We start from the raw sequence: 26213 nt of genomic DNA on the forward strand, positions 1-26213 counted from the left end.
TAAAGGATTCTTAAATGGAACTCGTGCTCGCCTCTGGCTCACCTCGGCGTTTTGAATTATTGCAGTTACTCGATCGACCGTTTCGAGTGGTGCATCCAGATATTATTGAACAACAGCACCCCCATGAGCGGCCGCTAGATTATGTGGAGCGCTTGGCACGAGAGAAGGCTGAGGCTGGGGCGCAGTTGTGCGCCAGTGAGGGGCTGACCAATGCAGCAGTTATTGGCGCGGATACAGTGGTAGTGTGCGCCGACCAAGTATTGGAAAAGCCGCGCAACGAAGCCGATTATAAGCAAATGATGGAGTTGTTGTCAGGGCGTGCGCACCAAGCGATCACCGCGGTCGCATTGCACCATAATGGTGCAACAACTAGCAAAGTAGTCTCGACGACTGTCTACTTTAAGCATTTGAATGCTGCGGAAATCGCTGCCTATTGGCAGTCGGGTGAGCCTAAAGATAAAGCGGGTGGGTATGGAATTCAGGGACGCGCAGGTAAGTTTGTGACCCATATTGAGGGCAGCTATTTGGCGGTGGTTGGCTTGCCATTATATGAAACCGAGCAGCTGATCGTGCAGGTCGAAGCAGCGGTAGCAAAGGACAATTATGAGCGCTGAAATTTTAATGAACGTGACCCCAACTGAGACACGGGTGGCGTTGATCGAAAATGGTATTTTGCAAGAGATCCATATTGAACGCCAAGCCAAGCGCGGTTTGGTGGGTAATATTTATGTCGGTAAAGTGGTGCGTGTGCTACCTGGCATGCAAGCCGCCTTCGTTGACATTGGCTTAGATAAAGCAGCGTTCTTGCACGCCTCTGATATTGTTTCACCACTCTCTGCGGCTGAGGGTGTGCCGCCACGTCCGGATTTAGCGCCGGATATTGCGACACTCGTGCGGTTGGGCCAGCATATACTGGTGCAAGTCGTCAAAGATCCTTTGGGGACAAAAGGCGCGCGTCTCACCACAGATATCACCATTCCGTCGCGTTACATGGTGTTAATGCCGCAATCACCGCACGTTGGTATCTCGCAGCGTATTGAAGATGAAGCTGAACGTGATCGCCTCAAAGCTGCAGCGCAACCCTACTGTGATGAGCACGGTGGTTTTATCGTGCGCACTGCAGCAGAAGGGGCACGCGATGATGATTTGCAGCGCGATGCGAGCTTTTTGCGGCGACTATGGACCACTATTGAAAAGCGCCGCAAGGGTATGCGCAAGGTGGGTATTGTTTACGAAGATTTGAATTTATCTTGTCGTATTCTGCGTGATTTCGTCGGCGACGAAATCGAGCGCGTTCGAGTCGACTCGCGCATCACCTATGAGATTCTCGTTGAGTTTGTGCAAGAGTTTATTCCAGAACTCGCTCCGACACTGGAGTACTACACGGGAGAACGTCCCATTTTCGACATGTTCGATGTCGAAAACGAAATCCAACGGGCGCTCGATCGTAAAGTGGATCTTAAGTCTGGTGGTTCGATTATTATCGATCAGACTGAAGCGATGACCACCATTGATATCAATACCGGCGGCTTTGTCGGTCACCGTAACCTCGAAGAAACCATTTTCAATACCAACATCGAGGCGACCCAAGCCATAGCCCGACAATTACGCTTGCGTAACTTGGGTGGCATTATCATTATCGATTTTATCGATATGCAAAACGCTGATCACAAGCGCCGTGTGCTCCACAGTTTGGAACAAGCTCTGAGCAAAGACCGCGCGAAGACTTCGATCAACGGTTTCACCTCATTAGGCTTGGTGGAAATGACACGTAAACGCACCCGTGAGAGTCTCGAGCACGTGTTGTGCTCAGAATGTCCGGTCTGCAGTGGCCGCGGCACGATGAAAACGGTCGAAACAGTTTGTTATGAAATCATGCGTGAAATTGTGCGGGTCAATCGCGCCTATGCCGCGGATCATTTTGTAGTTTATGCGTCAGCTGCGGTTGCCGATGCCTTACTGAACGAAGAGTCGCATGCGTTAGCGGAGCTCGAAGTCTTTATTGGTAAGCAAGTCAAAGTCTCGGTCGAGCCGCTGTATCATCAAGAGCAATTTGACGTAGTGATGATGTAGGACTTATGTGGCGACGTTCGGTTAAAGTAGCTTATCGTACACTTCTCTATACCATCGCCAGTGCACTTGTGCTGTTTGCGGTGTTGCTGACCGTGCTGCGCTACTTGTTGCCACAGTTACCTGATTTAACCACTGACGTTGAGCAATTCTTTGCCGATAACTACGCTGTTGAAATGACCATCAATCAGCTCGGCGCTGATTGGAATACCGCCGGTCCGCAGTTGATTCTACGCGATATTAGTATTCACCAACTTGGCGGAGAAGCGGCTGACCTCAAACTGAATGAGGCACGCGTTATTTTTAATTTCTGGCAAAGTGTTCGTACCTTGTCAGTCAAATTTGAGCAAGTCACGCTGGCTGATTTGCATGTCACCTATGATTTGCGCGATGCATCGATCGCCAGCAATGTGGGTATGTCAGAGCAAATTCCACGGTTTTTCTTAAACCAACTTGATGAAGTCACAATTGAGAACAGCCGGCTCGAAATTATTAATTTAGTCGGCGTACGTCGGGCCGTGTTGGTAGATCGTTTGAGTTGGCAGAACCAAGGGCTTGCGCACCAAGGCATTGGTAGTTTCCGCATTGATGGACTTGCCAGTAACGCGCTTGACGTGATGATAGATATCAAGGGCAATGATCCCAGCGATCTGGCTGGACAAATTTACGTGCAAGCCTCCAATCTTGATATCGCCGGCTGGTTACAACAGCAAGTGGTAGACGCCAAAGTGTCACAGGCGGAATTTAACTTCACTCTGTGGCTCAACTTTGCTGCTAGCGAGTTTCGTAATGGCACTTTGCAATTGGCACGTAACGAGTTGCACTGGCAAGTTGGGCAGCAACGCCATCAACTCGTGATCCCCAAAGGGCTGATGCGCTTGCGTCCGCAACAAGATGGTTGGTTAGTCAACAACAATCCGCTGACTTTTATCAAAGACAGTACCACCTGGACCTTACCCACTATGAGCTGGCTGCAAACGCCGGAACGCACGGTGGTGAGCGCCAATCAAGTGCCGTTGGCACCGCTCGTGCAACTGGCTAGTTTAGCCGGCTCTACGGGCCAAGCTTGGGCCGAAAAACTTACGCAAAGTGAATTACAAGGCGCGCTAGATGTGCGCGTGCAGCGCGACCTGCAACAACCGTTGCAATGGCAAGTTCAAGGTCAAGATTTGGCGTGGCAAGGGAATGAGACGATTCCGGGTGTTGCGCAAGTGGACGTTAACGTGGTGGGGCAAGGCCAGTATGCGCAATGGCAACTCCAAGGCGAGCAAGTGGCGGTCAATAGTCGTTGGCTTGATAGTGCCGCGCCTTGGCAAATTGCAAATCTCAACGTGGTTGGTGATTTTAGCTGGCGTCCAGCAGGCCAACCTGAGCACACTTGGCGTGTGCGCATCGCTGATGGCAGTCGCATTGAGTTACAGGGGTTACCGCTGGCGCTGCGGGCTACGCTGCAACAAGCAGAACAGCTAGAAATTGCCGCGCGGGTCACCGCTGATACTTCAACCACCATCGATGCTGAAGTGCTGCGTCGTTATTTACCAGAAGTGATGGGCGCAGAGCTACACGATTACTTGCAGACCGCCTTATTGGAAGCCGAAGCTGAGAGCATCACCATGCTCTGGCGCGGTGCATTGGAAGAGTTCCCCTACAAGCAACAGCAGGGCGTGTTTCGCGCACAAGCCAGTTTACGCAATCTGGTTTACAAATTTCAGCCAAATTGGCCAAGTGTTGCTGACGCCAACGCCTACGTACATTTTGGCAATGAACGCATGCATATTCGTGCCGAAAATGGACAGTTGCTCGATATGGGGCTGCCGCAAGTCGACACCATTTTACCTGATCTCACAGCGCGGCCGCCGCAGCTGTTGATTTCGGGCGCTATTGCCGGTGATGGTACGGCGTTACAGCCGATTTTTGCGCAAAGTCCATTAGCTACGAGTCTGGGCTTCACTTTCGAAGAGTTACAGTTAAGCGGTCCGCTGACCGGGCGTCTGCAATTGACGGTGCCGTTAGATAATAGCCGCCAAGTTCTCGCTGAGGGCTATGGCGAGCTTGCTAATAATACCTTGTTGGTGGAAAGCTTAGGGCAGCGCTTTGACCAGCTCACTGGCCGCATTCGCTTCCGCAATGACGAAATTTCCAGTGCTAACTTGCGCGTGGCTTGGCAACAACTGCCGGTAGCTCTAACTTTGCAAGGGCAACAGCGCGAGCAAGATTATCACGTGGAGTTACAAGCACAGGCTGAGTGGTCGATGGCGGAGCTTGCTGAGCGCATCCCGAGTACCGCAAGTTTATTCACAGGTGAATTCCACTGGGACGGTCAATTAGCACTGTCACTGCCACAAGATGGTGGGTATTCGTTCCATTGGCAGCAACAATCTGACCTACTGGAGCTTGGCATGTTGTTACCCGCACCACTTGATATTCCGCAGGGGGCGGGTCGCGCGTGGCAACTACAGGTTTCCGGTAGTCCCGAGAGTCTCTTGATCAATAGTAGTCTGGGCGAACAGAGTTTGCTGGAACTGCAGTTCAATGGTGATGCCAGCGAATTGCAGCAAGGTTATGCGCGCATTGGTAACACCGCGCGCGGGGCGCCGAATCCGGACTTGCTAGGTTTACAACCTAAATTTCCGTTAGAGATCGGTCTTCCCGAAATCGACGGTTTAGCCTGGGGTGAAAAGTTAGTTGCGCTTAATCAGTGGCTGAGCGATTGGTTACCGGAACCACAATCCGCGCATCGCATCGCTAGTCCAGTACCGGATTTGATAGAGATTCGAGCAGATACCGTAACACTCGGTGATCATACCTTGGACGATAATGCAATTGTGCTATGGCCACAAGAGGAGCCGCAGGCCGAGCAAGTAATTGATACTTGGCAATGGCGCTGGCGCGCCGAGCAAACAGCACTCACGGGCAGCTATTGGCCAGCCCGAGCCGAGCAACGCGCGCAAGTACGAATTGCTGCAGATTTTCTCGAATTGGCGCGCCCCGAAGTGATTGCTACGGTCGAAGAAACCACCGAAGTCGAGCAAGACCCACCAAAGGTGGCGGCTTGGCCGAGCCTACAGTTTGAGTGTCGCCGTTGCCAGTATGGCGACTATGACCTAGGTGAAATAGCGTTGCAGGTGCAGCCGCAAGCACAAGGCCTGCGGTTCACCAAGATTCAGATTACGCAAGGTGAACATCGTCTGTTAGCCAACATTGATTGGCAATTTGCCACGGGCGCACAAACCGAAACCACGCGCTTCTATGGCAGCCTTGATAGTGACGACTTGGGGCAGCTACTGAATGAGTACGATATTACCTCGATCATTCAAGACAGCCCCGCTGAGTTTAATTATGACTTGCGTTGGCAGGGCGCGCCCGGCGGTTTTAATGTCGCAAGCTTGAATGGCACAATGGAATGGGAGCTAGGCCAAGGCTATCTGAATGATGTCAGTGACGGCGGCGCACGCATCTTCTCGGTGCTGAGTCTGGAAAGCATTTTGCGCAAACTACGCTTTGATTTTCGGGATATCTTCGCCAACGGCATGTTCTTTACCGAATTTAGCGGCGCTTTCGACATCGCGGATGGCGTCGTAAGCACCGACAATGCGGTCATGGACGGCTCGGCCGGTGACATGCAAATTATCGGGCAGAGTAATTTAGTCACAGAGGCCATCGACTATCGCCTTTACTTCGTACCTAAAGTGACCTCCAGTCTGCCTGTTATTCTGGCTTGGATGGTCAATCCGCCGTCCGGTCTTGCCGCTTTGTTAATCGATCAAATGCTGCAAGATGCGCAAGTCATCAGTCGCTTGGAGTATAAGATTACCGGCACTATTGATGCTCCTGTGGTGGAAGAAGTCTCGCGCGCTAGTCGCGAAGTCACCATTCCGGTCGATGAACTGCCAAGCGAAGCCCAACCGCAGGAGAAGCAAAATGACAACGGCAACAACGCCAGCGAACAAGGTGCAACTAACAGCAGTACAGATGACCAGCCAGCCGCAGCCGCTGGACAACCTAGCAGTTATTGAACAACTCCTGGAGCAAATTCCGCCCGCGCGGCCACAACTGGTGGTATTGCCCGAAGCCTGTTTATGCTTCGGTGCCGGCGATAAATTTCAGCGCGAGATTGCCGAATTACATGGGCAGGGCGATTTGCAGCAACGTCTCGCTGAGTTGGCGCAGCAACACGGCATCTATTTACTTGCCGGCACCATGCCGATAATCGATAGCCGTGAGGCCACAAAATTTAGCGCTGCATCTTTGTTATTTGGCCCTGATGGCAGCGAGCTGGCGCGTTACAACAAAATCCACTTATTTGATGTTGATGTGGCCGACAGTACCAGACAGTATCGAGAATCGAACTGGACCCAAGCCGGTAGCGAAGTGGTTACGGTGGCCACTGAGTTTGGCGTGTTAGGTTTGGCAGTATGTTATGATGTGCGGTTTCCAGAACTGTTTCGCGCACTACGCACGGCGGGGGCGGATGTGATTACACTACCGTCGGCATTTACCCAAGTGACGGGTGCAGCCCATTGGCACGTGCTGACGCGCGCTCGCGCGATTGAACAACAATGCGCTGTGGTGGCTGCGGCACAGGTCGGTACCCATGCCAATGGTCGTGCAACCTTCGGTCATGCACTGATCATCGATGCCTGGGGGCGCGTATTGGATGAATGCGAAGGCGCGACCGGTCAGCCGCAGCAGCCGTGTTTAGCAACCGCGGCGGTTGAGTTAAGTCAGCAAGCCGAAATCCGACAGAATATTCCCGTGGCAGAGCATTTTGCCCGAAGTAAAAAGGTGATACATGAATAAACACGAGCAGGTCATTGCGCATCTGTTGGCCGACAATCAACTTGATGTTGAGCAGTTAACCCAGCAGTTGGGGCATCTCTATACTGGTGCCATTGATTACGCTGATATTTACCTGCAACACAGCACAAACGAATCCTGGGTGCTAGAAGACGGTATTGTTAAAACCGGTAGCTTTCATATTGAGAGCGGACTCGGTGTGCGAGCCTTGCATGAAGACAAAACTGGCTTTGCTTATGCCGATGAGATAACCGCGAGTGCGCTGCAGCAGGCGGCTAGCGCAGCGCGTGGAATTGTCGCAGCCGGACAAGCCAAACAAATACAAGTGCCTGCAACGCAAGCGCAGCAGACACGCTATAGCGCGACGAATCCATTAGCCAGTTTAGATGAAGTTGCCAAAATTGAATTGTTGCGCGAAATCGATGCCTATGCACGCGCCCTTGACTCCAGAGTGGTGGAAGTGATTGCCAGCATTAGCGGTAGTTACGATGAAGTATTGGTGATCGCCACTGACGGTACTTTAGCCACAGATATTCGTCCGTTAGTGCGCGTCAACTGCACCGTGTTGGCGGAACAAGATGGCAAACGCGAACGTGGCAGTGCTGGTGGTGGTGCGCGGGTTGATTATGGTTATTTCTTTGCGGCTGACCAAGGCACGAGTTACCCGCGTTGGCAGAGTTACGCTAAAGAAGCAGTGCGTCAAGCATTGGTGAATCTTGACGCGCGTCCGGCTCCAGCGGGAACCATGCCGGTGGTGTTGGGCGCCGGTTGGCCCGGTGTGCTCTTGCATGAAGCGGTTGGACATGGCCTCGAAGGCGACTTTAATCGCAAAGGGGCGTCTGCCTATGCTGGAAAAATCGGTGAACTCGTTGCCTCGGAACTATGCACCATTGTCGATGACGGTACCCTTGCCGATCGGCGTGGTTCATTAACCGTAGACGATGAAGGTACGCCAGCCGGTTACAACGTACTGATCGAAAAAGGCCGCTTAGTCGGCTACATGCAAGACAAAATGAACGCACGTCTAATGGGCGTCAAGGCGACCGGAAATGGTCGCCGCGAATCCTATGCGCATCTGCCAATGCCGCGTATGACCAATACTTATATGCTCGGTGGCGAAGCCAACCCCGAAGATATTATTGCCAGCGTGAAGAAGGGCATTTATGCGCCGCAATTCGCCGGTGGTCAGGTGGATATTACTTCCGGCAAGTTCGTGTTCTCAGCATCGGAAGCCTACTTGATTGAAGATGGCAAAATCACTGCGCCACTGAAAGGAGCCACGCTTATTGGCAATGGTCCTGAAGCGATGCGTCAAGTGTCGATGGTGGGCAACGATCTCGCCTTAGATACTGGCGTAGGTGTGTGTGGTAAAGACGGGCAAAGTGTGCCGGTGGGCGTTGGCCAACCGACGCTGAAATTGGATGCCTTAACTGTGGGTGGCACCGCTTAAGCGGATGCCACTTCACGTAGATATTTAAAGAGTTCGCGTGCAGCGGCGGGTGGTTTGCTCTGCTGTTGTTGCTTTTGCGCTTGGCGATACAGCTGCCGTAGCTTTTGTCTATCGGCATGTGGATAAGCGTCGATAAATTGCTGAATGGCGCTGTCGCCTTGGCTCAAAATCGCATCGCGCGTTTTCTCGAGCTGATGAAACAATGCGTTTTGCTCGAGGTGGGCGTGTTCAAGTTCGTGTAAAGCTTGTTCGATTGGTCCAGTTTCACGGTTGCGCATCAATTTGCCGATGTGCTGTAACTGGCGCCGATAGCCTTCGCGCTTATTGCGAATACGTTGCGCCAAGGCAATGGCAGCGCGCAATTCATCGTCGAGTGGAATTTTTTCGAGCTTGCCAGCGCTTAAGTTGACTAGCTTAGTGCCGAGTGCTTGTTGGGCTTCGGCTTCGCGCTTGAGCTGTGATTTACTAATTAACGAGTCGTCGTCTTGATCGTGATCGTGCATGCGTTTTCCTCTGTGCAATGTGGGTCATTTTAACAGGCTCACGAACAACCGACCATTGGAGTTTACTTTGAAACCAGAAATAGCTGATTTACGCCTCGAACTAGATGATGTAAAACAAGCCGTAGCCGATGCGCTTAGCTTCGGTAAAGAGCTTGGCGCCAGTGCGATGGAGTGTGCCCTTAGCCGTAGCCGAGGTATCAGTGTTGAAACCCGTCTTGGCGAAGTCGAAACGGTAGAATTTAATCAAGATGGTGCCTTGGGCATCACGCTTTACCAAGGTCAACAAAAGGGTTCTGCGTCAACCACCGATCTGTCACCACGCGCCATCCGAGCAGCGGTTGAAAAAGCTTATGATATTGCTCGGTTTACCTCGCCGGATCCGCATGCTGGGCTAGCACCTGTCGAATTGCTGGCCAGTGCACCACCTGATTTGGACCTCTGTCATCCGGCCGATCAATCGGCCGAATATGCATTGGCGCAAGCGCTGCAGTGTGAACGTCATGCGCTGAACCTTGACGAGCGTATCGTTAATTCCGATGGCGCAAGTTATAGCAGTCATGTCGGTTATCGCGTGTACGGTAACAGCCTAGGTTTTCTTGATGGCTATTTGCAGTCGCGGCATGCTATGAGTTGCTCATTGATCGCCAAGCAAGGTGACGCCATGCAGCGCGATTATGCCTACACTGTGGGCCGTAAAATTGGCGAGTTGGATAGCCCCGAGCAGGTCGCGGAAGCGGCAGCTAAAGAGACAGTGTCGCGGTTGGGCGCACGTAAAATTGATACGGCACAAATGCCGGTTATTTTCCGTGCCGATATTGCTAATAGTCTATTCGGCCATTTTGTTGGTGCTATCAGTGGCGGTAATTTGTATCGGAAATCGAGCTTTTTATTGGACCACTTGGGCGCACAGGTGTTGCCGTCTTGGCTCACTATTGAAGAAACGCCGCATCTACGCGGCGCCCTCGCCAGCTCGCCGTTTGATCACGAAGGAGTGCGTACAGAAGATCGCACCATCGTTGCGGATGGCGTATTGCAGACCTATTTATTGACCAGTTATGCGGCGCGCAAAATGCAGATGCAGCCAACGGGGCATGCGGGCGGCATTCATACCTGGCAAGTTGCGCACCAGCAACAATCTTTGGCGGATCTCTGCCGAACCATGGGCACTGGACTCTTGGTTACGGAACTGATGGGCCAAGGAGTTAACTTGGTTAACGGTGATTACTCTCGTGGAGCGGCTGGTTTTTGGGTAGAAAATGGGGAAATCCAGTATCCAGTAGAGGAAATCACTATTGCTGGTAATTTGAAAGATATGCTGCGTAATATCGTCGCAATCGGCAATGACATTGATTTACGCCATGGTGTTCGTACCGGCTCAGTGCTGCTTGAAAGCATGCACGTTGCCGGTAATTAAACGCTCAATAAGATTAGCTAAGTAACAACGTAGCGGTGCCAAGGAAGGCAAATATACCTACCACATCAGTGACGGTGGTCAGAATGACACCGCCGGCCAACGCTGGGTCAATATCGAATTTCTTCAAGATCAACGGTACAGTGACACCAGCTAAGCCAGCGGCAAGTAGGTTGGCCATCATCGCAAAGGCAATGATCCCGCCAATCATTAAGTCTTGCTTCCAAATGGCCACTACTGCGGCAATGAGCAGCGCCCAGATCATGCCATTGAGGGCACCTACGGCGAGCTCTTTGCCGATCAACCAGCGTTGGTTACTAGGTCCTATGTGACCAAGTGCCATACCGCGAATGACCAGCGTAAGCGTTTGTGATCCGGCAATTCCACCCATACTTGGCACTATGGTGTTTAGAATTGCGAGAATCGCCATTTGTGCAAGGATATCCTCGAATAGCGAGCTGACCATGGCGGCCAGTAACGCCGTGATTAGGTTAATACCCAACCAAATAGAACGTCGGCGGGTACTCTTCCACACGGGCGCGAAGGTATCTTCATCGTCATCAAGACCGGCCATGCTCAACATCGAGTGCTGCGCGTCTTCACGGATGATATCAACCACGTCATCGATGGTGATACGGCCGACCAGGTGATTGTCGTTATCGACCACCGGCGCAGATATCCAGTCTTGGCGTTCGAACAGCTTGGCGACTTCGACTTCGTCCATATCCACCGGAATACTTTGCACATCTGGCTCCATCACGTCGCTTACCAGCTTTGCTGGATCGACGGTGACTAAGCGCGAAATGGAAATCTCGCCAATGAATTGATCGTCGCGACTTACCACGTAAAGTTTGTCGGTCGCTTCTGGGAGTTCGCCTTTAAGGCGCAAGTACCGTAATACCACGTCGATGGTCACGTCGGGACGCAAGGTAATGGTATCGGTGTTCATGATACTGCCGGCAGTATCATCCTCGTAGGACAGCGCTTTCTCGGCACGATGCCGATCTTGCTCGTCCATCGACTTCAAAACTTCTTGATAAACTTGCTCCGGCAGGCCACGTAAGACGTAGGCCAAGTCATCGGTATCCATGCCTTCGGTTGCGGCGGCCAACTTCTCTGGCGCCATTTGGCGGATAATCGATTTTTGTACTTCTTCGGAGAGTTCCTCGAGGATATCACCGTGTTCGTCGGCATCGACCAACTGCCAAATGATGGCACGCGCTTTTGGCGGTGAAGATTCGAGTAGGAGCGCAACATCCCACGCTGGCAAGTTATGTAATTGCCGGCGCGCTTGCACGTACATGCCCCGAGCCAATGACTCGGTTACGTCTTGTAGCTGCTGTTCAGCGAACTCTTTTTCAGCGACTTCTGCAAGCATGTTGAAAACTCCTATGAATATGAGGAGTTTATCTTACTTTTGCGAATTCGTCAGCTAGTGCAGTGGGGATAAATGGTCGCTTTATGCGTCTTCATCGAAGCGAGCTTCGATCAGTGCGGTGACCGCTTCAACCGCTTGTTCGGCTTCACTACCACGGGCAATGACTGTAATTTCATGGCCTTGTGCACTCGCTAGCAGGAGTAAACACATGACGCTGGAGGCATCGACTTCTTTGCCATTTTGCTCAATAAAAACTTCAGCATCGAATTGGTAGGTGAGTTTAGCGAGCTTGGTCGCAGCACGCGCATGCAGGCCGAGTTTGTTTTGAATAATGGCTTGGCGACGAACTTCAGTAGTCATTTGCGACGATGGCTCTCACGATGGCGTACTTGAACTTTTAAATCCAGCCCTTGAAAGCGCTCAGCCAGTTGCTCCGCGATATACACGGAACGGTGTTGGCCACCGGTGCAACCAATACCCACCGTAAGGTAGCTGCGATTACTGCGTTGAAAGTGCGGTAACCAAGTGGCGAGAAAGGTTTCGAGTTGATAGATAAACTTCGTTACCAGCGGTTGCTGTGCAAAAAAGTGTTGGACCGCAGGGTCACTGCCGGTCAATGGTTTGAGCTCAGGTTCCCAATGCGGATTTGGCAAAATTCGCGCGTCAAATGCATAGTCGAGATCAGCAGGTAGGCCGTATTTATAACCAAATGATTGAAACACTACGATGAGGCGCGAAGTCGCGCGGCCTAACACCCGTTCGCTCACTTGCTCACTCAGCTGATGAACACTCAAATCGCTGCTTTCAATCCGCCAGGTTGCGCGTTCGGCAAGCGGTTCGAGCAATTTGAATTCAAGTTGCAGGGCTTCGCTTAAAGGCATTTCATGGCGCGACAGCGGATGCATGCGACGGGTTTCGCCAAAGCGTTGCAGCAAAATTTTGTCTTCGGCGTCAAGAAAGAGAATTTCTGGCGCTACTTTGTCCGGTAAAAAATCCAGTGCGTCACTGAGTTGCTCTGGATTCTCGGGCAAGTTGCGGACATCGATACTTACAGCTACGTCTTGGTATTGCTCTTGTACCGCGTGAACCAGCGTGGGTAACAGCATGATCGGCAGGTTATCGACACAATAGAAGCCCAAATCTTCCAGCACCCGCAGGGCGATGGTTTTACCAGATCCTGAACGTCCACTTACGATAATCAGCCGCATATCATTACACTTCTGCTTGCGTGAAAAGGTCAAACAACTCTTGGTCAGATTTCGCCTCACGCAACGCGCGCGTGCAAGTTTTCTCATTCAAGCGTTGGGCGACAGCAGCTAAGGTTTGTAAATGCTGCTCGTGTTCTTCTTCTGGCACAACCAGCGCAAAGACGATATCGACCGGTTGATTATCGATGGCATCGAAGTCGACGGGCTCATTTAGCGTCAGCAAAATAGCGACAGGCTTATTGGCAGTACTCAAACGCCCATGTGGAATCGCAACACCTAAACCAATCCCGGTGCTACCCAAACGCTCGCGATTGAGTAAACTTTCGAAAACATCAAAGCTGGTGGTGCCTGATAAGCGCGGAGCGGCGAGTTGCCCAATGAGTTCGAGCACTTTCTTTTTGCTTGAGCCGGCGACTGCACAACGTGTGCAGTCGGGGCTTAAGAGAGAGGATAAATCCATGATTTAGTGACGTTTCATCTTTTCTTTGTGTTTAATTACTTGACGATCCAGTTTATCAATCAAACCATCAATCGCCGCGTACATATCTTGGTGTTCGGAATCGGCAAAAATTTCACCGCCGCTAACATGGAGCGTAGCTTCCGCTTTTTGCGTTAACTTTTCAACATTTAAAATGACATGGACATTGTTTATGTGGTCAAAGTGCCGTTCGAGCTTGGCAAATTTGCTGTCAACATAGTCGCGTAGGGCGTCAGTAATTTCAATGTGATGACCAGTCAGATTAATTTGCATAACATCTTCCTTCTATTGTCCAAGATTTAAATCAGACGCTTACGTTGGCTCGAAGGCGGTATATTGAGCGCCTCACGATACTTCGCAATCGTCCTTCTAGCGACCTGAATCCCTTGGTCCGCCATAAGCTGGGTGAGCTTATTATCACTGAGCGGCTTCCGCGGGTTTTCGGCGGCGACTAGTTTCTTTAGCAACGCGCGAATCGCCGTTGAAGAAGCATCTTCCCCTTGTTCAGTACGCAACTGACTGGAAAAAAAGTACTTCAACTCGAATACACCGCGCGGTGTGTGCATATACTTTTGGGAGGTGACACGAGATACGGTCGATTCGTGCATTTCGATAGCTTGGGCGACATCGGCAAGGATCATGGGTTTCATCGCTTCTTCACCGTGCTCAAAGAAAGCCTGTTGGCGTTGCACGATAGTGGTGGCAACTTTCAGCAGCGTCTCATTGCGGCTTTCAATGCTGCGGATAAACCATTTTGCTTCTTGTAGGTGATGGCGAATATAACTCATGTCGTCGCTTTGTTTGGCATCCTGAATCAGCGCTGCGTAACTCTCGTTCACTTTTAGTTTAGGCAAACTTTGTGGGTTTAGCTCAACTATCCAACGATTATTTTTTTTGCGCACCAGCACATCGGGAATCACGTAATCATCATCCGCATTGCTATAGCTTTCGCCGGGGTGCGGTTGTAACTGCTGTATGATAGATAGGACACTGGCCAGCTGTTGTTCGTTCAATTTTAACTGCCGCGCCAGGGTACGATAATCGCGCGAAGCGAGCAGCGAGAGATGTTCTTGCACCGCTATTTTTGCGTGCTGAAGATAGGGCGTGTCTTTTGCCAGTTGGTTTAGCTGCAGTAGCAGGCACTCACTCACATCGCGCGCGCCGACCCCAACCGGATCAAATTGCTGAATGCGTTTGAGCATCACCGCAACTTCATCTTCTTCTATCAGCTCATCGAGTTGTTCACTGAGTGCTGCGCTAATGTCACTTAAGGTCGCTTGTAAATAGCCATTGTCGTCAATGGCGTCAATCAGCGCTAAACCAATTGCTTCGTCGACCTCGGTACAGTGAGACAAGCGTAATTGCCAGCGCAGATGATCATGTAAGGTTTCTTTACCGCAACCGAACATAAAGGCATCGTGCTCGGCATCATGTTGACCGACAGCGCCCATAAGCTCCGCTGAATAATTCTGATCCCACTCCTCTTGCACCGCTGCAACATCGTCTTCGTGGTCACGCAGTGGGTCGTCGTGCTCTTCTTGCTCAAGGAGTGGGTTTGCTTCAAGGGTTTGCTGGATCTCTTGCTGCAACTCCAGTTGTGAGAGCTGTAACAGCCGAATGGCTTGCTGCAGCTGTGGTGTCATTGACAGCTGCTGACTGAATTTGAATTGCAAGCCTTGCTTCATGGTATACCACCTAAATAAGCTTGCGCCCAATTACAGCGTGAATTGGTCGCCGAGGTAAACGTCCTTTACCTGTTGGTTACTTAGAATAGTATGGGCGTCGCCTTCAGCAATCAACTCCCCATGACTCACAATGTAAGCATGCTCACAAACGGATAGGGTTTCGCGGACATTGTGGTCAGTTATCAGTACCCCAATTCCACGTTGTTTGAGGTGCTCGATGATCTTTTTAATATCCAACACCGAAATCGGGTCGACTCCAGCAAAAGGTTCATCAAGTAAAATAAACTTAGGTTCAGTGGCCAGGGCTCTGGCAATCTCAACGCGGCGGCGTTCACCACCCGACAGACTCATGCCCAGACTGTTGGCGATATGGCCGATGTGAAACTCTTCAAGCAGACTGTCGAGCTTTTCTTCGCGGCCGTTGGCATCAAGGTCTTTGCGCGTTTCGAGAATCGCCATAATATTGTCGCGCACGGTCAGCTTGCGAAAGATTGATGATTCTTGTGGCAAGTAACCGACGCCACGCCGCGCTCGCTCGTGCATTGGCAGTAACGAGACGTCATCACCGTCGAGCAGAATACGCCCTTTATCGTGATTAATCAGGCCAACTATCATGTAAAAAGTCGTTGTTTTACCGGCCCCGTTAGGGCCCAGCAAACCAATGATTTTGCCCGCTTCCACGGTAATACTGACGTCTTTTACGACCTGACGTTTATTAAAAGATTTTGCCAAATGCTCAGCGATTAATCGGCTCATCGTTATTCTTACTGTCGGTTCTAAAAATGGTGGTGACGCGCTCGTTCTCATCGTCTCCGCGACGGGCACGTAACTGTTGGGTGGCAAAATCGTAGACCAGTTCGGCCCCAGAGATCTCTTTATTAGCTTGGCTAACTTTTACGTTGCCAAGCATACGCAATTGTTGTGCCTGTTCGTCATAGAAGATGGTTTCGGCTTCGGCTTGCATCATGCTACCGTCATCAAGCTGTTGTTGATAAGTTGCCGGTGTACCGGTAGCGGTGAAGGTTCGGTTCCCTTGTTGCTCAGCTACTTCAATATGGTCAGCGGTGATTTTCAGCGTGCCTTGGGTGATCACGGCGTTCTTATCGAAGACCGCAATGCGATTTTGGATATCGAACCATTCTTCTTCAGAATCGATAAAGATATCTTGCTCAAAGTCAGCTTTGCCCTGCGCCATTGCCGCTGGTGTGATGCTCAGCCCAAGCGTTAATGCCAGAGTGCTAATTAGCTTTGCGTTGTACCGCAAAAATCGTTTGTACATGTTCATTGAGTTCCAAGGTTTCGGCGCGCAAATCAGCTTTCATGCCGTTGCCGCGCACTTCGAAATTCTCACCAAAAATCGCCACTGGTTCGTCGGTGATCATGGTTTCGGCGATAGTATCTATGGTCAGGTAACTGGTTTCAATACGTTCAAGGTAATCACTATCGTCTAAATGACTAATGATGATATCACGCTCTAACACGAGCGTTTTGTCATCGTAGAAAGAGCCCTGCTCGGCGACCACTCGCCACTGTGCTGCTTGCCCCTTGGCTTGCACCGAGTATTCTGGCGCAGCAAGTTCGGTAAGCCCAATAGGGCTGTAATGGGTCATTTTGGCGGCATTGATTCGATGCACCAATTCGCCTTCAGTATTGTAGACGCGAGTCACCAAGCCTTCGGCAATAAAATCCGGTGGAATTTCGCGGAATTCTGGATTGTCTGCGGTGGTTTCCGCGTCGTCAAAGGGACGCCAAATAAGTAGCGCCCCGAGCACAAACAGAATCGCGAGAATCCAGCTCAATTGGCGGTTCATACGCTCATTCCACCTTGTAATTGCAAGTGCCCTTGGCTGAGCAAAATCAAGTCACTGAGCTCGCGTACCGCGCCAAAACCACCGCGCATACTGGTAATATAGTCGGCTTGCTGTTGCACCCATGGGTGCGCGTCTTGCGGTGCAACGCCCACCCCTGCATGCTGCAACATCACCACGTCAGGCACATCGTCGCCAATACTGGCGATCTCACGGTCGTGCAGTTGATATTTATTTGCCAGTTGTTGGTAAACGGCGAGCTTCTCGGTGGTACCTTGAAAGATATCGGTAACGCCGAGCGCTTGCATACGCCGTTCAACGATGTCAGATTGCCGCCCAGTTACCACCGCAACGGCGATACCATTATTCAGTAAGGCTTTGACGCCGAAGCCATCGCGGGTATGAAAGGCTTTGAGCTCCTCGCCGGCGTTGCCCAGGTAAATACGGCCATCGGAAAAGACCCCGTCGACATCGCAAATCACCAAACGAATCGCCTTAAAGCTTTCGAATAGACTTTCACTGATGTCACCGTACCAAGTGCTGATCGTTGGCATTGTCATCACATGACTCCCGCTTTTAAAAGATCGTGCATGTTGAGTGCACCGACGGGTTGGCCGGCACCATCAACCACAAAGAGTCCATTGATTTTGCGGTCTTCCATCAGTTTTAAGCCTTCAGCTGCTAATACGTCGGGACCAATAGTGATGGGATTTTTGGTCATCACATCGGTGATCAAGGCTTGGTGCACATCGAGCCGTTGATCGAGGACACGGCGTAGGTCGCCGTCGGTGAACACGCCTATGAGTTGACCATCGCTTGCACTTACGCCGGTCATGCCGAGTCCTTTTTTCGACATTTCGAGCAAAGCTTCACTGAGCGTGGCGCTCGCGGCGACCAAAGGCATGCGCTCACCGGCGTGCATCACATCGTGAATATGCAGTAATAAGCGTCGCCCGAGGCTTCCCCCCGGGTGCGACATGGCAAAGTCATCGGCCGTAAAACCGCGTGCATGGAGCAGCGCCACCGCTAAGGCATCACCCATGGCGAGTGTCGCTGTGGTGGAGGAAGTAGGAGCCAGCCCAAGCGGGCAAGCTTCTTCTTGAACGGCAATACAGACATGCACGTCAGCGAGTTTCGCCAAGGTCGAATCTGGATTGCCGGTCATGCTGATTAAATGTGCGCCGCGGCGTTTAATTAATGGGGCGATGCTGAGCACCTCGCCGGTTTCACCAGAGTTGGAAATCGCGAGCACTACGTCATCGGCGGTAATCATGCCGAGGTCACCGTGGCTTGCTTCGCCAGGGTGGACAAAAAAGGCCGGGGTGCCGGTTGACGCTAAAGTCGCCGCGATTTTTCCACCAATGTGGCCGGATTTGCCCATGCCAATCACAATCACACGGCCTTTACACGCAAGTAAGTACTCACATGCTTGATCAAAGCTTGCGTCAAGAAAACGTTTTAAATCGCTTACCGCACGCGCCTCGATATCAAGCACTCGTGCTGCAAGTGAACTGAAGGAATCGGTTGTGCCAGTGGTCATAGCAGCCCTTATCGCATCCTTGGTTTCAATCTGGTTTTACACCGGTATGTAGATTAGATGCAATCATAACCGATCGGTTCTCGAAATGCAGACGTAAAAGGGAGCATTTAGACGATTTGTCACAAATTTTACCGCTTCTACGCTAGGGAAAATTAGCCGATTCGGGTACAATATGTGGTCTTGTGAATAGGAATGAGCCAGTTATGACAAGCGCGAAAGCAGACGATCTCGTCGTCATTGAAAATCTGGATTTTGCTCACGGGTACGGTGCACACCAAGTTTACAAAGGGTTAAACCTACGTGTGCCGCGCGGCAAAATAACTGCCGTGATGGGGCCCAGTGGTATTGGTAAAACCACATTATTGCGGCTGATCGGTGGTCAATTGAAGCCACAGGCAGGGCGTATAGAGTTTGCCGGACACAATATTCCTGAACTCTCGCGTAGCGCTTTATACGAACAGCGCAAACGCATGAGCATGCTGTTCCAAAGTGGTGCACTGTTCACTGACATGTCGGTCTACGACAATATCGCTTTTCCGCTCCGTGAACACAGCAACTTACCCGAAGAAATTATCGAAACCATTGTTTTGATGAAGCTTGAAGCGGTGGGCTTGCGAGGCGCTCGGCACTTGATGCCATCGGAGCTATCTGGCGGTATGGCGCGCCGCGCAGCGTTGGCGCGTGCGATTGCACTTGACCCTGAACTTATCATGTACGATGAGCCTTTTGCGGGACAAGATCCTATTTCGATGGGGGTCATTGTGCGTTTGATTAAGTCGCTCAACAATTCGCTGGGGTTGACGAGTATCGTGGTGACACACGACGTTACTGAAGTAATGACCATTGCCGATTACGTCAATATCATTGCCGATAAGAAGGTTGTTGCGCAAGGTTCTCCAGCCGAATTAGAAGCTTCAGACGACCCGCTAGTGAATCAGTTCCTAGCAGGTGAAGCAGACGGTCCAGTGCCATTTCACTACGCGGCACCGAGTTTGGCAGAAGATATTTTAGGAGACCGAAATGCTCGATAGGATTGCCGCGCTTGGTAAAGCGGTACTCGACAGCATTGCTGGCGCCGGTAAGGCATTGTTTATGCTGACGCGCGCATTAGTTGGCAAACCGCAATTGCGTAAATCATGGCCGTTGCTGATGCAGCAAATGTATTCAGTAGGCGTACTGTCACTATTGATTATCATTGTCAGTGGGCTTTTTATCGGCATGGTATTGGGATTACAGGGATACACCATTTTGGTCGATTTTGGCGCTGAACAAAGCCTTGGACCCATGGTGGCACTGTCGTTACTGCGCGAACTGGGGCCGGTGGTCACCGCCTTGTTGTTTGCTGGTCGAGCGGGCTCTGCCTTGACCGCCGAAATTGGCCTGATGAAAGCAACTGAGCAATTATCAAGCCTTGAAATGATGGCGGTAGATCCGCTGCGCCGCGTCATTTCACCGCGCTTCTGGGCCGGTTTCTACAGTATGCCGCTGCTAGCAATGATATTTTCTGCAGTAGGTATTTATGGTGGTTACCTAGTTGGCGTGCAATGGTTAGGCGTCGATGATGGCGCGTTTTGGTCGGTGATGCAGGCGAACGTTGAATGGGGTCAGGATATTATGAATGGCCTGATCAAAAGTTTAGTGTTCGCTTTCGTTGTCACTTGGATTGCGCTGCATAAAGGCTATCACTGCGTGCCAACCTCAGTTGGTATCAGCCGTGCCACCACTTCGACCGTAGTTACCGCATCGCTTGCGGTACTCGGATTGGATTTTGTTCTTACAGCACTGATGTTTGGGTAACTCATTATGGAATCAAGAAATACGCAATTAGCTGTTGGTTTGTTTGTGATTATTGGTGTTCTCGCTGTGCTATTCCTCGGCTTAAGAGCGGCAAATACAAGCGTAGGCGGCAATGGTGAAACCTATAAGCTGTACGCGAAGTTCGACAACATTGGTGGTTTAAAAGAGCGTTCACCGGTCAAAGTTGGCGGTGTTGTGGTCGGACGCGTAAGCAAAATTAGCTTAGATGGCGACTACTATGAGCCATTGGTCGAAATGACGATCAGCAGTGAATACAATGAATTTTCTGACACTTCGTCGGTCTCAATTTTAACCTCAGGGTTGTTGGGTGAGCAGTATATCGGCCTCAGCCCAGGATTTATTGACGATACAGTTGAAATGTTAGAGGACGGTGATTATATCCACGATACGAAATCAGCTTTGGTGTTGGAGGATCTCATCGGTCAGTTCCTATTTAGCCAAGGTAATGACTAAGGAGTCGTAGTATGAAAACCTTGTATGCAATCTTGATGACAGCGTTGTTGGTGGTCACTGGAACTGCCGATGCGAATAGCGAGGTGATACGTGATGAAAATCCGTACGCATTGCTGGAACGCGTTGCGAACAAAACCGCTGAACGGATCAGTGCAGATCGTAGCAAGATTAACGAAGATTTGGATTACTTGCGGGTCATTATCCGCGAAGAGTTGATGCCGTACGTTGACTCTACCTATGCAGCAAAGCGTGTACTTGGGCGTAATCTTAAAGATACGACCGAAGAGCAGCGCCGTCAGTTTTATGCGGTCTTTCGTGAATACTTGGTCGCCACCTATGGTCGTGCCTTTACCCAGTATGATGAAACTAAACATCAGTTCCAGTTTGAACAAGCGCGTGAACTAGGTCCAGAAGACCGCATGGTTGAGGTCAATACCCGTCTTATCGAAGAAGATGGCCGTCCGCCGATTCGTATGGACTTTAAACTGCGCTACGACAAAGATGAGCGTTTGTGGAAAGCATATGACTTAGTCGTTGAAGGCGTCAGCTTGCTGAATAGTAAAGCAGCAGAAATTTCGTCGGTGATTCGTAGCCGCGGTATTGACGGTACTATCGAATTGCTCGAGGAAAAAGCAAATGAACCGATCCAGCCTTATTCAGAAGAAGGTTAAGTCATGTCGGCCTCGATAGCTTGGTCATTAGAAAACGGTCAGCTCGTCTTTAAAGGCGAGTTGACGCGTGCTACGGTACCGCAAGTATGGTCAGCGCGCGGACAGTGGCAGGCGGACTCCAAAGAGCGCTTAGTTGTCGATCTGGCCGCCGTTGAGCATGTGGATTCCGCGGGCGTCGCCATGTTATTGCAATTAAAACGTCTGCTAGCAGCACAACAGCGGGAACTTTCGCTGACCCAACCGAGTCAGCAATTTAAAGCCATTGCCGACGTCAGTGGCGCTACTGAACTTTTAAATCTCTAACAATAGAACCCAATTGATGACAACCGACGATATAAAAGATCTTCTTTCAGCCGCACTTGAACTCGATGAACTTATCGTTAAGGTCGATGGTAGTCATGCTTCCATCACCGCAGTTAGCGAACAATTCAGTGACCTGAGTCGCGTAAAGAAACAGCAAATTATTTATGCACCATTGAAAGATTTGATTGCTAGTGGTGAACTACACGCTGTATCTATTAAAGCTTACACCCCGACTGAATGGCAGCGCGAGAAGAAGCTCGCGATGCTCAGCTAACACGAGTAGTGCGCTATGCAAAAATTAGTAATTACTGGAGGCCGTGCACTGCGCGGTGAAGTCGTGATCTCAGGCGCAAAAAATGCTGCGCTGCCGATTCTGATGGCAAGTATCCTCGCCACCGAAGACGTACAAATCGACAACGTGCCAGCGTTGCAAGACGTAAAAACCTCGATGAAGTTGCTTGCGGATTTAGGTGTTAATAGCGAGCAACTTAGTCTCAATAGCTATCTGATTCATCCACAGCAACTGACCAACCATATCGCCAGCTATGACCTAGTGAAAACGATGCGGGCATCGATCTTGATTCTCGGCCCGTTACTAGCTCGCCATCGTAAAGCGCAAGTCTCATTGCCTGGAGGCTGCGCCATCGGCGCACGCCCAGTCAACTTGCATATTGAGGGGTTGCGTGAAATGGGTGCCCACATCACGGTCGAAAATGGTTATATCCATGCCGAAGTTGAAGACCGTTTGCAGGGCGCAACAATTGTCATGGATACGGTAAGTGTTACCGGCACCGAAAACCTGATGATGGCCGCAACGCTTGCGAAAGGTGTCACCACTATTGAGAACGCTGCACGCGAACCCGAAGTGGTCGACTTAGCGAAGTTCCTCAATACCTTAGGTGCAGATATTCGGGGCGCGGGAACCGACACCATTAAAATTCATGGGGTAGAGAAATTGCACGGAGGTCACTACAGCGTGCAACCCGATCGCATTGAAACCGGCACCTTCTTAGTGGCAGCTTTGGCCACGGGTGGTGATGTCACCTGTAAAAATACTGATCCGAGTATGCTTGATGCAGTGATGAAAAAACTCACCGAAGCGGGCGCGATCATCAGTAAAGGTGATGACTGGATTCGCTTGCAGGCGCCTGAACGTCCACGTCCGGTTAATGTCATTACGGCGCCACACCCGGCGTTTCCAACCGACATGCAAGCACAGTTCTGCGCCTTGAATGCCATTGCTGATGGCACCGGTTGGGTACGTGAAACCATTTTCGAAAACCGGTTTATGCACGTGCCTGAATTACAGCGCATGGGTGCGAACATTGAACTCGAAGGCAACACTGCAATTTGCAAAGGTGTCGCTAAGCTTGAGGGTGCACAAGTGATGTGCACGGATTTACGAGCTTCTGCGTCTTTGGTAATCGCGGGCTTGGTTGCTGAAGGTGAGACCACGGTACAACGGATTTATCATATCGACCGTGGTTACGAAACCATCGAGAAAAAGCTCACCGCACTTGGCGCTCAAATTGAGCGCCGCGACTAAGATAATTGCTTAGTTTGGCAGCTTGCCAATAGTGACCGTGGTGGTGAGTTCCTCATCACCACGGAAGAAGGTTACCGTCAACTCCACGCCAGGCTTAGTATTGGAAATCAAAGCGAGTCCATCGGCGGCGGAGGTAATAGGTTCACCGGCAATATCGACGATGTAATCGTTGGGTTGCAAACCAGCTTGCGCAGCTGGGCTGCCGTCGTCAACGCCCGTTAGGAAAATACCAGGGCGTTGATAGTTGCGTGAGTTGGGCACCGAATCGCTGGTTTGTATGCCCAGATAGCCACGCACTACCTCACCTTCCTCAATTAAGGTCCGCATAATACTTTTGGCAAGGGTATAGGGCACTGCAAAATAGATACCCTCGACGCCCTGACCCGCGGGGCCACGGAATTGCGCGTTATTGATGCCTACCAAATAGCCTTGGCTATTAACCAAGGCACCGCCCGACGCTCCTTCGTTAATCACTGCATCCATTTGCAGCAAATCCGCATGACTATTGATCACACCCATACGACCACCGGTTGCACTGACAATGCCTTGGGTGATGGTTTGTCCTAGATTGAGCGGATTACCAATCGCGAGTACCACGTCACCCACCCGGGTGCGGAGTTCATCGTTTTGCGGAATCACCGGCAGGTTATCAAGTTCTACGCGTAACACCGCCAAGTCAGTTACGTTATCGATACCAATCACTTGGGCACTGGTTTGACGGCCGTCTTGTAAGGCAATTTGCACGCTACTGACGTTGGCGACCACATGCGCAGCAGTGATAATGTGTCCCACGTTGTCCATGATGACGCCAGAACCTAAGCGTAATACTGAATTATTACGACGGTTGTAGTAGGAGCCGCGCTGTTCGCTCATGCTATAGATATTGACTACCGCTGGTGCGGCACGATTTACGGCGGTGGCAAAACTGAAGGCTTCATCGGGTTGTTGGCGTTTGGCTTGCCATGCTTCTAATAAGGGCAGTGCCCAAATGACTAACGCAGCAACGACGATACCAAGCAGTACCGAGCGTAAAATATAACTAAGCCAACTCTTAGCAGTTGCTGCATTCATGAAATGTCGTTCCCTGTAGTGTCAGTCTATGATTGTTATTGTTGCCCTAGCATAGCACTTCTTGTAAAAAGAAGGCAGCCTTTAGGGGCTGCCTTCAGAGTGTGCGCTGTGTGTAAGTGTTGGCTGCCTAACCGCCGCGCAATACTAAATACAGTGAAGAATTACCGCGGCGAATGTTGAGCGCGACAACGCCTTGTGCACTATCTAAAACGTTGCGTAATTCACTTACAGTACTCACTGGTTGGCGGTTAACTGCGACGATAACATCGTCTTTACGCAAGCCATAACGAGCCGCCATAGAGCCTTCTTCCAGTTCCGTGATCGCCAAGCCACCTTCACTTGCTGGGGCTAGCGTTGCACCTTGCAAGGCTGGGTGCAAATTCGCGGCTTCAACTGCTTGCTCGTCAGCAGTCAAGGTCACCTCAAAAGTACGCTCTTCACCATCACGCAAGACTGTAATTTCAATAGGTTTGCCAACGCCCATGGTTTTAATGCGAGCTGATAAATCACCGAAGTTACGGATTTTTTCACCGTTAACGGCGGTAATCACGTCGCCTGACAATAGACCGGCTTCGGCTGCAGCACTGTCTGGTACTACTTCGGCGACAAAGGCACCTTGGTTCGCTTTTAGATTCAGTGCTTCGGCAATATCGGCGGTTAAATCATTACCGCGGACACCAAGCACGCCACGGCGCACTTCACCAAATTCGATCAGTTGCTGTACGAGCGCTTCCATCATGTCAGATGGAATGGCAAAACCGATACCAATGTTGCCGCCGTTAGGGCCCAAAATAGCAGTGTTAATACCGATGAGTTTGCCATCCAAAGTCACCAAGGCTCCACCGGAGTTACCGCTGTTGATGGCGGCATCCGTTTGAATAAAGTTTTCGATTTCTTCGATGCCGAGACCGCTGCGCCCCAGCGCACTGACAATCCCTGAAGTAACGGTTTGACCTAGACCAAAGGGGTTGCCAATCGCCACGACAAAATCACCGACACGTAAATCAGCAGAACTGCCAATTTCGATATCGGTCAGGCCTTCGCCGTCTTTAATCTTGAGCAGGGCGATATCAGAATTTGCATCCGTACCAATGACTTCAGCATCGAACTGTTCACCGTCTTTGAGGGTGACAAGAATTTCGCTGGCACCATCGATAACGTGATTATTGGTGACCACATAGCCTTTCTCAGCGTCAATAATGACACCAGAGCCTAAGCCACGGAATGGGCGTTCTTGCACTTGCTCTTGCGGACCATTGGGGCCAAAGAAAAAGCGGAACATATCGGGAATACGTTGACGAACTTCGCGGCTGCCTTTGACCGAAATATTGACAACCGCAGGGGTGACTTCCTCCAACATCGGCGCCAGAGTTGGCGTTTCATCTTTATTGTTGAAGAACGGGATATTTGCTTGCGCTGTGCCCAGCGTTAGCAAACTCGTTAAAGTAAGGACTGCAAATAGCTTTAATTTCATAGGGTACGGACTCCTTTAATCAACACGCCCTTGCGTTCAAGTAAAGACCTACCCTATGGAAATAAGTTCAGCTTCGAGTTGTTTCAAGATGTTTTTTCATTGGAAGACGAAAAAAGTCCACTTTTCTTGTCAGAGTAATCACGCGGTGGCTCTTGCGCGGTTTCTTTTTCTTTCACGTTGGAGTCCTTTTGCAACTGGCTCGCCATTCGCAATTGACGCATGGTGTCTTCAGCAAAAAACGGCAAGCTTGGCTGTGCTTGCTCTTGCTGCAGCAATTCAGAACTGTGTTGCAAATAGGCTTTGAGCTTTTCTTGAGTTTCTTCGAGTTGCTCGACTAATGCACTAGCAGTGGCAAAGTGTTCAGCAACTTCTTGTTGATAGTGCGCCAGCTGTTCGCGGCTTTGTTGAACTTCTTGGTTCAAACGCGCTTCATCTGAGTGCTCCTTCAACCAGTAACGGGCAATGAAAAAGCCAACAATAGCTCCTGCTAATACCAGTAGAATGCCGATCAATGCACTCATAGAAAAACTCCTTAAAAACGCGGTTCAC

28 protein-coding genes are annotated in these 26213 nt (G+C 50.8%); 13 read left to right on the forward strand and 15 right to left on the reverse strand.

Going from position 1 to position 26213, the window contains the following annotated elements; translation table 11 throughout:
- The first annotated feature begins 14 nt into the window (after positions 1–14).
- From IDAT_RS04735 to tldD, 5 genes are read left to right on the forward strand one after another with little or no spacing between them, the layout of a single operon-like run.
- Complete coding sequence (locus tag IDAT_RS04735; RefSeq protein WP_034731249.1) at positions 15–614, forward strand: Maf family protein; 600 nt, start codon at positions 15–17, stop codon at positions 612–614.
- On the forward strand, positions 604–2073 hold the full coding sequence (rng, locus tag IDAT_RS04740; protein ID WP_034731251.1) for a ribonuclease G: 1470 nt from the start codon (positions 604–606) through the stop codon (positions 2071–2073). Before IDAT_RS04735 ends, rng begins: the two co-directional genes overlap by 11 nt.
- A gap of 5 nt (positions 2074–2078) precedes the next feature.
- Positions 2079–6086 carry a YhdP family protein gene (locus IDAT_RS04745; RefSeq protein WP_034731253.1) on the forward strand — a complete coding sequence of 1336 codons (4008 nt, stop codon included), beginning with the start codon at positions 2079–2081 and terminating at the stop codon, positions 6084–6086.
- On the forward strand, positions 5992–6870 hold the full coding sequence (locus tag IDAT_RS04750; RefSeq protein ID WP_244441602.1) for a carbon-nitrogen hydrolase family protein: 879 nt from the start codon (positions 5992–5994) through the stop codon (positions 6868–6870). The genes IDAT_RS04745 and IDAT_RS04750 overlap by 95 nt, the downstream gene beginning before the upstream one ends.
- Positions 6863–8317, forward strand: coding sequence for a metalloprotease TldD (gene tldD / locus IDAT_RS04755; protein WP_034731257.1), 1455 nt, complete (start codon positions 6863–6865; stop codon positions 8315–8317). Before IDAT_RS04750 ends, tldD begins: the two co-directional genes overlap by 8 nt.
- On the opposite strand, the gene yjgA is transcribed toward tldD, so the two are convergent.
- Complete coding sequence (yjgA, locus tag IDAT_RS04760; protein WP_051986589.1) at positions 8314–8820, reverse strand: ribosome biogenesis factor YjgA; 507 nt, start codon at positions 8818–8820, stop codon at positions 8314–8316. The two genes, tldD and yjgA, sit on opposite strands and share 4 nt — an antisense overlap.
- A gap of 67 nt (positions 8821–8887) precedes the next feature.
- Here yjgA and pmbA point away from each other — a divergent pair, with 67 nt between their 5' ends.
- Positions 8888–10234: a metalloprotease PmbA gene (gene pmbA / locus IDAT_RS04765; RefSeq protein WP_034731788.1), complete on the forward strand. Its 1347-nt coding sequence runs from the start codon at positions 8888–8890 to the stop codon at positions 10232–10234.
- A 13-nt stretch (positions 10235–10247) separates the two neighbouring features.
- On the opposite strand, the gene mgtE is transcribed toward pmbA, so the two are convergent.
- From mgtE to IDAT_RS04820, 11 genes are all read right to left on the reverse strand, one after another.
- Positions 10248–11609, reverse strand: coding sequence for a magnesium transporter (gene mgtE, locus IDAT_RS04770; protein ID WP_034731260.1), 1362 nt, complete (start codon positions 11607–11609; stop codon positions 10248–10250).
- Between the two features lie 81 nt (positions 11610–11690).
- A complete protein-coding gene (locus tag IDAT_RS04775; RefSeq protein WP_034731262.1) occupies positions 11691–11969 on the reverse strand; it encodes an HPr family phosphocarrier protein in 279 nt (92 codons plus the stop codon).
- Positions 11966–12817, reverse strand: coding sequence for an RNase adapter RapZ (gene rapZ / locus IDAT_RS04780; protein WP_034731264.1), 852 nt, complete (start codon positions 12815–12817; stop codon positions 11966–11968). The genes IDAT_RS04775 and rapZ overlap by 4 nt, the downstream gene beginning before the upstream one ends.
- A 4-nt stretch (positions 12818–12821) precedes the next feature.
- Positions 12822–13277, reverse strand: a complete 456-nt coding sequence (gene ptsN / locus IDAT_RS04785; RefSeq protein WP_034731266.1) for a PTS IIA-like nitrogen regulatory protein PtsN — start codon at positions 13275–13277, stop codon at positions 12822–12824.
- A gap of 3 nt (positions 13278–13280) precedes the next feature.
- Complete coding sequence (hpf, locus tag IDAT_RS04790) at positions 13281–13568, reverse strand: ribosome hibernation promoting factor (protein WP_034731268.1); 288 nt, start codon at positions 13566–13568, stop codon at positions 13281–13283.
- 26 nt (positions 13569–13594) lie between these two features.
- Positions 13595–14980, reverse strand: coding sequence for an RNA polymerase factor sigma-54 (locus IDAT_RS04795; protein ID WP_034731270.1), 1386 nt, complete (start codon positions 14978–14980; stop codon positions 13595–13597).
- A gap of 30 nt (positions 14981–15010) precedes the next feature.
- A complete protein-coding gene (gene lptB, locus IDAT_RS04800; protein WP_034731271.1) occupies positions 15011–15736 on the reverse strand; it encodes an LPS export ABC transporter ATP-binding protein in 726 nt (241 codons plus the stop codon).
- Positions 15717–16259 carry a lipopolysaccharide transport periplasmic protein LptA gene (lptA, locus tag IDAT_RS04805; RefSeq protein WP_162178387.1) on the reverse strand — a complete coding sequence of 181 codons (543 nt, stop codon included), beginning with the start codon at positions 16257–16259 and terminating at the stop codon, positions 15717–15719. The genes lptB and lptA overlap by 20 nt, the downstream gene beginning before the upstream one ends.
- Entirely contained in the window at positions 16219–16791 is a 573-nt protein-coding gene (lptC, locus tag IDAT_RS04810) for an LPS export ABC transporter periplasmic protein LptC (RefSeq protein WP_034731274.1), read from the reverse strand. Before lptC ends, lptA begins: the two co-directional genes overlap by 41 nt.
- The gene (kdsC, locus tag IDAT_RS04815) at positions 16788–17342 is read right to left on the reverse strand and encodes a 3-deoxy-manno-octulosonate-8-phosphatase KdsC (protein WP_034731790.1); all 555 of its coding nucleotides are present in this window, start codon (positions 17340–17342) and stop codon (positions 16788–16790) included. The genes lptC and kdsC overlap by 4 nt, the downstream gene beginning before the upstream one ends.
- A gap of 5 nt (positions 17343–17347) precedes the next feature.
- Positions 17348–18328 (reverse strand): KpsF/GutQ family sugar-phosphate isomerase, encoded by a 981-nt coding sequence (locus tag IDAT_RS04820; protein ID WP_034731276.1) that lies wholly within the window; start codon positions 18326–18328, stop codon positions 17348–17350.
- Positions 18329–18531: 203 nt separating this feature from the next.
- Here IDAT_RS04820 and IDAT_RS04825 point away from each other — a divergent pair, with 203 nt between their 5' ends.
- Genes IDAT_RS04825 through murA form a run of 7 tightly spaced genes read left to right on the forward strand, consistent with a single transcriptional unit; the run spans position 18532 to position 23119 of the window.
- A complete protein-coding gene (locus IDAT_RS04825; protein ID WP_034731278.1) occupies positions 18532–19359 on the forward strand; it encodes an ATP-binding cassette domain-containing protein in 828 nt (275 codons plus the stop codon).
- Complete coding sequence (mlaE, locus tag IDAT_RS04830) at positions 19349–20125, forward strand: lipid asymmetry maintenance ABC transporter permease subunit MlaE (protein WP_034731280.1); 777 nt, start codon at positions 19349–19351, stop codon at positions 20123–20125. The genes IDAT_RS04825 and mlaE overlap by 11 nt, the downstream gene beginning before the upstream one ends.
- A 6-nt stretch (positions 20126–20131) precedes the next feature.
- Positions 20132–20599 (forward strand): outer membrane lipid asymmetry maintenance protein MlaD, encoded by a 468-nt coding sequence (gene mlaD, locus IDAT_RS04835; RefSeq protein WP_034731282.1) that lies wholly within the window; start codon positions 20132–20134, stop codon positions 20597–20599.
- 11 nt (positions 20600–20610) lie between these two features.
- Entirely contained in the window at positions 20611–21270 is a 660-nt protein-coding gene (locus IDAT_RS04840) for an MlaC/ttg2D family ABC transporter substrate-binding protein (protein ID WP_034731284.1), read from the forward strand.
- A 3-nt stretch (positions 21271–21273) separates the two neighbouring features.
- A complete protein-coding gene (locus tag IDAT_RS04845; protein WP_051986590.1) occupies positions 21274–21573 on the forward strand; it encodes an STAS domain-containing protein in 300 nt (99 codons plus the stop codon).
- 16 nt (positions 21574–21589) lie between these two features.
- On the forward strand, positions 21590–21847 hold the full coding sequence (locus tag IDAT_RS04850) for a BolA family protein (protein ID WP_034731285.1): 258 nt from the start codon (positions 21590–21592) through the stop codon (positions 21845–21847).
- Positions 21848–21862: 15 nt separating this feature from the next.
- Positions 21863–23119: a UDP-N-acetylglucosamine 1-carboxyvinyltransferase gene (murA, locus tag IDAT_RS04855; RefSeq protein ID WP_034731290.1), complete on the forward strand. Its 1257-nt coding sequence runs from the start codon at positions 21863–21865 to the stop codon at positions 23117–23119.
- 9 nt (positions 23120–23128) lie between these two features.
- Here murA and IDAT_RS04860 read toward each other — a convergent pair whose 3' ends face one another.
- The 3 genes from IDAT_RS04860 to IDAT_RS04870 all read right to left on the reverse strand — a co-directional run bounded on the left by IDAT_RS04860 (position 23129) and on the right by IDAT_RS04870 (position 26185).
- Positions 23129–24190 carry a trypsin-like peptidase domain-containing protein gene (locus IDAT_RS04860; protein WP_034731292.1) on the reverse strand — a complete coding sequence of 354 codons (1062 nt, stop codon included), beginning with the start codon at positions 24188–24190 and terminating at the stop codon, positions 23129–23131.
- A gap of 127 nt (positions 24191–24317) precedes the next feature.
- The gene (locus IDAT_RS04865; protein ID WP_034731296.1) at positions 24318–25664 is read right to left on the reverse strand and encodes a DegQ family serine endoprotease; all 1347 of its coding nucleotides are present in this window, start codon (positions 25662–25664) and stop codon (positions 24318–24320) included.
- A gap of 83 nt (positions 25665–25747) precedes the next feature.
- Positions 25748–26185: a Z-ring associated ZapG family protein gene (locus tag IDAT_RS04870; RefSeq protein ID WP_034731298.1), complete on the reverse strand. Its 438-nt coding sequence runs from the start codon at positions 26183–26185 to the stop codon at positions 25748–25750.
- Positions 26186–26213: the final 28 nt, after the last annotated feature.

Origin of the sequence: Pseudidiomarina atlantica (assembly GCF_000753735.1) — a bacterium.
Classification (GTDB): domain Bacteria; phylum Pseudomonadota; class Gammaproteobacteria; order Enterobacterales; family Alteromonadaceae; genus Pseudidiomarina; species Pseudidiomarina atlantica.

Bases quoted from the DNA above. Each gene is read 5' to 3' on its own strand.
- mgtE (WP_034731260.1), bottom strand. From the start codon at position 11,609: ATGCTTGCAGAAGTCGCTGAAAAAGAGTTCGCTGAACAGCAGCTACAA.
- rng (WP_034731251.1), top strand. From the start codon at position 604: ATGAGCGCTGAAATTTTAATGAACGTGACCCCAACTGAGACACGGGTG.
- IDAT_RS04870 (WP_034731298.1), bottom strand. From the start codon at position 26,185: ATGAGTGCATTGATCGGCATTCTACTGGTATTAGCAGGAGCTATTGTT.
- kdsC (WP_034731790.1), bottom strand. From the start codon at position 17,342: ATGCCAACGATCAGCACTTGGTACGGTGACATCAGTGAAAGTCTATTC.
- IDAT_RS04845 (WP_051986590.1), top strand. From the start codon at position 21,274: ATGTCGGCCTCGATAGCTTGGTCATTAGAAAACGGTCAGCTCGTCTTT.
- IDAT_RS04860 (WP_034731292.1), bottom strand. From the start codon at position 24,190: ATGAATGCAGCAACTGCTAAGAGTTGGCTTAGTTATATTTTACGCTCG.
- mlaD (WP_034731282.1), top strand. From the start codon at position 20,132: ATGGAATCAAGAAATACGCAATTAGCTGTTGGTTTGTTTGTGATTATT.
- lptA (WP_162178387.1), bottom strand. From the start codon at position 16,259: ATGTACAAACGATTTTTGCGGTACAACGCAAAGCTAATTAGCACTCTG.
- ptsN (WP_034731266.1), bottom strand. From the start codon at position 13,277: ATGGATTTATCCTCTCTCTTAAGCCCCGACTGCACACGTTGTGCAGTC.
- yjgA (WP_051986589.1), bottom strand. From the start codon at position 8,820: ATGCACGATCACGATCAAGACGACGACTCGTTAATTAGTAAATCACAG.
- hpf (WP_034731268.1), bottom strand. From the start codon at position 13,568: ATGCAAATTAATCTGACTGGTCATCACATTGAAATTACTGACGCCCTA.
- IDAT_RS04850 (WP_034731285.1), top strand. From the start codon at position 21,590: ATGACAACCGACGATATAAAAGATCTTCTTTCAGCCGCACTTGAACTC.
- lptC (WP_034731274.1), bottom strand. From the start codon at position 16,791: ATGAACCGCCAATTGAGCTGGATTCTCGCGATTCTGTTTGTGCTCGGG.
- murA (WP_034731290.1), top strand. From the start codon at position 21,863: ATGCAAAAATTAGTAATTACTGGAGGCCGTGCACTGCGCGGTGAAGTC.
- mlaE (WP_034731280.1), top strand. From the start codon at position 19,349: ATGCTCGATAGGATTGCCGCGCTTGGTAAAGCGGTACTCGACAGCATT.
- IDAT_RS04820 (WP_034731276.1), bottom strand. From the start codon at position 18,328: ATGACCACTGGCACAACCGATTCCTTCAGTTCACTTGCAGCACGAGTG.
- tldD (WP_034731257.1), top strand. From the start codon at position 6,863: ATGAATAAACACGAGCAGGTCATTGCGCATCTGTTGGCCGACAATCAA.
- IDAT_RS04775 (WP_034731262.1), bottom strand. From the start codon at position 11,969: ATGACTACTGAAGTTCGTCGCCAAGCCATTATTCAAAACAAACTCGGC.
- IDAT_RS04745 (WP_034731253.1), top strand. From the start codon at position 2,079: ATGTGGCGACGTTCGGTTAAAGTAGCTTATCGTACACTTCTCTATACC.
- IDAT_RS04825 (WP_034731278.1), top strand. From the start codon at position 18,532: ATGACAAGCGCGAAAGCAGACGATCTCGTCGTCATTGAAAATCTGGAT.
- IDAT_RS04795 (WP_034731270.1), bottom strand. From the start codon at position 14,980: ATGAAGCAAGGCTTGCAATTCAAATTCAGTCAGCAGCTGTCAATGACA.
- lptB (WP_034731271.1), bottom strand. From the start codon at position 15,736: ATGAGCCGATTAATCGCTGAGCATTTGGCAAAATCTTTTAATAAACGT.
- IDAT_RS04735 (WP_034731249.1), top strand. From the start codon at position 15: ATGGAACTCGTGCTCGCCTCTGGCTCACCTCGGCGTTTTGAATTATTG.
- IDAT_RS04750 (WP_244441602.1), top strand. From the start codon at position 5,992: ATGACAACGGCAACAACGCCAGCGAACAAGGTGCAACTAACAGCAGTA.
- IDAT_RS04865 (WP_034731296.1), bottom strand. From the start codon at position 25,664: ATGAAATTAAAGCTATTTGCAGTCCTTACTTTAACGAGTTTGCTAACG.
- rapZ (WP_034731264.1), bottom strand. From the start codon at position 12,817: ATGCGGCTGATTATCGTAAGTGGACGTTCAGGATCTGGTAAAACCATC.
- IDAT_RS04840 (WP_034731284.1), top strand. From the start codon at position 20,611: ATGAAAACCTTGTATGCAATCTTGATGACAGCGTTGTTGGTGGTCACT.